This is a genomic window from Bradyrhizobium sp. BRP56 (assembly GCF_020194035.1).
Taxonomy (GTDB): Bacteria; Pseudomonadota; Alphaproteobacteria; order Rhizobiales; family Xanthobacteraceae; genus Bradyrhizobium; species Bradyrhizobium australafricanum.
This window is the reverse complement of sequence record NZ_JADYVV010000140.1, coordinates 1-5279: the sequence shown is the minus strand read 5'-3', so window position 1 is coordinate 5279 and position 5279 is coordinate 1. Positions and strand designations below refer to the sequence as shown.

4 protein-coding genes and 1 pseudogene are annotated in these 5279 nt (G+C 64.3%); 2 read left to right on the top strand and 3 right to left on the bottom strand.

Annotated features, from left to right (window positions below):
* Positions 1-225: 225 nt before the first annotated feature.
* Positions 226-1761 (bottom strand): aspartate ammonia-lyase, encoded by a 1536-nt coding sequence (locus tag I6F38_RS42885; RefSeq protein ID WP_225164640.1) that lies wholly within the window; start codon positions 1759-1761, stop codon positions 226-228.
* A 321-nt stretch (positions 1762-2082) separates the two neighbouring features.
* On the opposite strand from I6F38_RS42885, the gene I6F38_RS42880 reads away from it, so the two are divergent.
* Both I6F38_RS42880 and I6F38_RS42875 read left to right on the top strand, forming a co-directional pair.
* Positions 2083-2796, top strand: a complete 714-nt coding sequence (locus I6F38_RS42880; protein WP_225164639.1) for a hypothetical protein — start codon at positions 2083-2085, stop codon at positions 2794-2796.
* Positions 2797-3593: 797 nt separating this feature from the next.
* Entirely contained in the window at positions 3594-4391 is a 798-nt protein-coding gene (locus I6F38_RS42875) for a DUF2865 domain-containing protein (protein WP_225164638.1), read from the top strand.
* A gap of 129 nt (positions 4392-4520) precedes the next feature.
* Here the strand turns inward: I6F38_RS42875 and I6F38_RS42870 are convergent, their stop codons facing one another.
* Positions 4521-4952 (bottom strand): hypothetical protein, encoded by a 432-nt coding sequence (locus I6F38_RS42870; protein ID WP_225164637.1) that lies wholly within the window; start codon positions 4950-4952, stop codon positions 4521-4523.
* Positions 4953-5061: 109 nt separating this feature from the next.
* A pseudogene (locus I6F38_RS42865) lies at positions 5062-5279 on the bottom strand (hypothetical protein); the annotation flags it as partial.

Here is a 5279-nt window from a genome sequence, read left to right as displayed (position 1 = left end):
GGCAGGGGAATCGCATATGGAATGAACCAATTCTTCCGCGCCGTCATGGCCGGGCTTGTCCCGGCCATCCACGTCTTTTCTTCGCGTGGAAACGAAGACGTGGATGCCCGGGACAAGCCCGGGCATGACGAGTTTGTGGGAACTCCGATCGCCTCAAACGGCCATATGCGATAGCCCTGCCCACAAGCGGGAGAGGGAGCCGACTGCCGATGCTGCGCCTCGCCCTCAACTCCTCGGCACCGGCTGCCGGCGCGCCGGGCGGGTCATTGCCTCGAGCTCGAGCAGTTGATTGAGCTGCGCTTCGGTCAGAAGCTTTTCCTCCAGCACGATGTCGGCGACCGAGCGGTTCTCCTTCAGCGCACGGCGCGCCACGCGCGATGAGGCCTCATAGCCGAGCGACGGCGCCAGCGCCGTGATCAGGCCGATCGAACCCTGCACCAGGCTGCGGCAGCGCTCGCGATCGGCCTCGATGCCGTCGACACAGCGCTTGGTCAGCGTATCGACCGCCGCCGTCAGCATGCGCAGCGAGCTCAAGACGCAATAGCCGATGGTCGGCTCGAACGCGTTGAGCTGCAACTGGCCGCCTTCGGCGCACATCGTGACCGTGAGGTCGTGCCCGATCACCAGGAAAGCCACCTGGTTGACCACTTCGGGAATGACGGGATTGACCTTGCCGGGCATGATCGACGAGCCGGCCTGCACCGCGGGCAGACGGATTTCGCCGATGCCGGTGCGCGGCCCGGACGACAGCAGCCGCAGGTCGTTGCAGATCTTTGAGAGCTTGACCGCGACGCGCTTGAGCACGCCGGAGAACAGCACGAAGGCGCCGAGATCGGACGTCGCCTCAATCAGGTTGGAGGCCAGCACCATCGGCTGGCCGGACAGCCGCGACAATTCCTCGACGGCGAGCGCTGCATAGCGCGGATCGGCATTGATGCCGGTGCCGATCGCGGTGGCGCCGAGATTGACCTCGCGGAACAGCGCGGAAATCTCGTTCAGGCGTGCGACGTCCTCCTTCACGGTCACGTGGAAGGCATCGAATTCCTGGCCGAGCGTCATCGGCACCGCATCCTGAAGCTGGGTCCGCCCCATCTTCAACACGTCGGCGAACTCCACCGCCTTGCCCTTGAGGGAGTAGGCGAGATCGTCCAGTGCGCGCACCAGCGGCTGGGTGGCGAAGATCACCGCGAGCCGCAGCGCGGTCGGATAGGCGTCGTTGGTCGACTGCGCCATGTTGACGTCGTCGTTCGGATGCAGCGCGTGATAGTCGCCCGGCTTGCGCCCCATCAGCCGCAGCGCGACGTTGGCGATCACCTCATTGGCGTTCATGTTGGTCGACGTGCCGGCGCCGCCCTGGATCGCGTCGACGACGAAGGATTCGGCATAGACCTTTTCGGTCGCAATCTGGGTGCAGGCCGCTTCGATCGCATCCGCCTTCTCCGGTGCGAGATAGCCGAGCCGCTTGTTGGCGCGCGCGGCGGCCTGCTTCACCAGCGCCAGCGCGCGGACGAATTCCGGGAAGTGCCCGACCGGCACGCCGGTGATCGGAAAGTTCATCACCGCGCGCTTGGTGTGAATGCCCCACAGCGCGTTGGCCGGCACGTCGTCCTCGCCGAGCAAATCGTGCTCGGTGCGGGACTGCGCCTGCTCGATCGGCACGGTGCGGACGGTCGCGACCGCGAGCTGGCTGGGGCTGCCGCTCTCGCCGGAGGGGGACGCGGCAGCTGCAGCGTTGGCGGTCTCAACCTTCGATTCGGCCATGGTACCTCCGTTACCTCACGCAGATCGTGTCGTCAGCGACGCCGGCCATGATGCGCCCGGCGGGCGTCGAAAGCCAATGCCTATCGGCAGAGTCTTGCACACCGGTGAGCGGCAAGACGCGGAAAACCGGCATTGGCGCGCGCCGAACCGTGAGATTAAGGACTTTGCCTTATCCGTCATGATAACAACAACTTATAACTCGATATCGCGGCTCGCTTCGCGACCGATGCGGCTGCTTTCTCCGCCCCGTCGTCGCGTGCTAGACGAGCATCGACCGGCGCAAGGGCGCCGCCGACACTGAACGAACCAAGGACCAAAGCCGTGTCCAACAATAACGAAGCGATCACCATCAAATTCCGCTGCCCCGCGGAGCTCGAGGGCAAGATTCCGCCGCCGGTGCCTGCGTCGTTGGGGCTTCCCGGATGGCTCAAGGCGATGCCGACGCAGGCCTTCAATACGATGAGCAATCGCGAAGAGGATACCGTCAAGCGCTGCCCGCCATTCGTCGATGCGATGACATCGGGTTTCCTGTTGCCGCTGATCTGCGATCTCAAGGTCGAGAATGGCGCGATCACCTGGGACAACGACCTTCCGGCCGGCGGCGCGCTCGAATTCCCGCGCTCGCCGGTCGGCTTCCACGACGAAAGCCAGGTGGTCGGCTCGCCGCTGTTCGAGCCCGACCGCTTCGTCATCAAGTTCGTCAATCTGTGGACCATCGAGGCCCCGCCGGGCTATTCGCTGTTCTTCACGCATCCGGTCAACCGGTTCGACCTGCCGTTCACCACGCTGACCGGCATGGTCGATTGCGATCTGTTTCACGACAGCTGGGTTCATTTCCCGGCACGCTGGCACGACACCAGTTTCAACGGCGTATTGCCCAAGGGCACGCCGGTTGCGCAGTGCTTCCCGGTGAAGCGCGAAAACTGGGTCGCGCAGACCGCGGCGATGACGCCGGATGAAACATCGCGCGCCCAGGAACTGACCAACAGGATGGCCCGCGAGTCCGGACTCTATCGGCGGCAATTCCGGACGTAGAGCGAGCGCGCGAAGCTGCGCTGCGGCCTCCTCCATCATTGCGAACCACCCGATGGGAGGCTCGGCATCCACCGCCGTCGTCCTGGCGAAAGCCAGGACCCCTAGCCACCGTCTTCGGTGATGAGCGGGATCGCGGCCCGGTGTCGCTCAACAATTGAGATTTGGGGTACTGGGTCCTGGCTTTCGCCAGGACGACACCGAATATGCGGCGCGATCCTGAGCCAGTTCGGTGTCTTCACCCGCATGCGGGCGATCCAGTATTCCGAGACGCTTGTGCTTGAGCGCAGAGGCCGCGGCTTATCCCTGCCGCTCTAGATTCTAGTTTTGACGCGTTAGCGCGAACCGGTGTCCGCTTCGTTCTTCGCTGTCGCCGTCACCGCCTTATTGCGAAGAAAGCGCGTAAACTGGATCTCGCGCGCCCGCGTCCCGCCCAGCCGGCGAATGCACGACCCCGGTCGATCAACCAGCGCCGCGTGCAAACGCGCCCCCCTTTTTCCAGCCGCAGGTCGCCGAACCGCCCCAGGCCAAATTCCAGTCCCAACATCAAACGCTCCGTGAATCATCACTCAACCCACGGAATCAGCAATCAAATCGCCTAGCAAGATGTGTGCATACGAGAGCCGCAAGCGGGGCGAGGTGAAGGGGGCGGTTCGCGTGACCTCGCCTTCGTGTGACGCCATCACCCCAAATCAATCGCTCGTTTACCATCGCGCACTAGGGTGAAGCCGCCAGGGCAGCTTGTCGCCGTGGCGCGTCGGGTGGAGTTGGCGTTGCGTACAGAGTTGAGTGATCGGCGCATGCGGCGCCGCGTGATACTTGCCGCCGCAGCCTTTGCGGGTTCCGTCCTGGTGGTGCCCGCGCCTGTCTCGGCCGAAGGGCTGTTCGACTTCTTCTTCGGCGGTTCCCAGAAGCAGCAGAGCCGACAGGCGCCGCCGCAGGCCAATTTCTTCGCCGATCCGTTCGGCCTCAACCAGCAGGCTGAGCGGCAGCCGTCCGCGCCCATCTCGGCGCCGCGCGTGGCCGGTTCCGGACCGGCGTATTGCGTGCGCAGCTGCGACGGCAAATATTTTCCGCTGACGATGCGCGGCAACGCCACGCCGGCGCAGCTCTGCCAGGCGTTCTGTCCGGCGAGCGCGACCAAGGTCTATTACGGCAGCCATATCGACAGCGCCGCATCGACCGCCGGCGAACGCTACGCCGACAGCGAGAACGCCTTCGCCTATCGCAAGGCGTTGCGCGCCGACTGCACCTGCAACGGCCGCGACCCGGCGGGGCTCGCGCCGGTCGACCTCGCGCTCGATGCCTCGCTGCGTGCCGGCGACGTGATCGCGACCACCGACGGCCTCGTCGCCTATACCGGCATCCGTGTCGGCAACGAGCAGTCGTTCGACTTCACGCCGGTCGCCTCCTATCCCGGATTGACCTCGGCGGTCCGCGCGCGGCTCGGCGAAATGAAGGTCGCCCCCGTCAGCGCCGAGATCGCGGGCGACGCGCCGCTGCCGGAAACCAGAAGCGATGTCGCGCCGTCGGCACCGTCGTCTGTTGCGCCGAAGGGCAACGCCGCGAAGCCGGCAAGGCGCGCGGAAGTGAACTGACGGGCGTCAGCCTGTCATTCCGGGATGGTGCGCAAGCACCAGACCCGGAATCTCGAGATTCCCCGATGCGCAATTGCGCATCTGTGGTTCGATGCTTCGCATCGCCCCGGAATGACATCGCGACAACTATCAGCGCGCCACGATCACGCCGATCACGTTCGGCGCGGCCATGTATTTCTCCTCGATCGCGGCCCGAGCGGCCGCGCGGTTCTCCGGATTGAGGATGCCGCGCTTCTCGGCGAGGATCATCCAGCAATAGCCCCACCAGTCCGTCAGCATGCCGTGGTCGTCGACGAGATCATAACCCTGCTCGCCGGCGAAGATCCGCGCATGCGCTTCATCGAGCGAGTCGAGCCAGGCGTGATCCTCGTCCGAGAACAGCTCGTCGCTGAAATCATCCGTGGTGTAGCCCCAGATCGACATGCAGACCGCGTTGAACTCGCGATCGAGCTGGTCGTCGTCGATCGTCTGGCGGCGCGAGGCCTGGTGCAGCCGCGACAGCGACCGCGCGAAATCGGCAATCCGGGTCAGGGCGAATTGATCGAAGGCGATGGTGGACATGTAGTCCTCGCAGAGACTGAAAGACCATAGATATTGTGTCGGCGCAGCCGCCGAATCACAATGATATATCAAAGACTTGCTAAAGTGTTCTTAATTCGTTCTGATTGGTTTATTTATGGACCGCCCCCGGACGTCGTCCTGGCGAAAGCCAGGAGGTGGATTCACATTCGAAGTGCAACACTTGAGCAAAGGACTCGGCGGGCGTGCGGTAGTCAAGGCATTTGCGCGGGGTGTTGTTGTAGGCGGCGATGAACTGGCGGAATCTGGCGGTCGAGAGGGTTACGAGATCCGTCTTGCGGGGAATAAAGCGGCGCATCCTGCCGATGG

Excerpts from the sequence above, each read along its gene's own strand:
- I6F38_RS42885 (WP_225164640.1), bottom strand. The coding sequence starts at position 1,761 with ATGGCCGAATCGAAGGTTGAGACCGCCAACGCTGCAGCTGCCGCGTCC.
- I6F38_RS42875 (WP_225164638.1), top strand. The coding sequence starts at position 3,594 with ATGCGGCGCCGCGTGATACTTGCCGCCGCAGCCTTTGCGGGTTCCGTC.
- I6F38_RS42870 (WP_225164637.1), bottom strand. The coding sequence starts at position 4,952 with ATGTCCACCATCGCCTTCGATCAATTCGCCCTGACCCGGATTGCCGAT.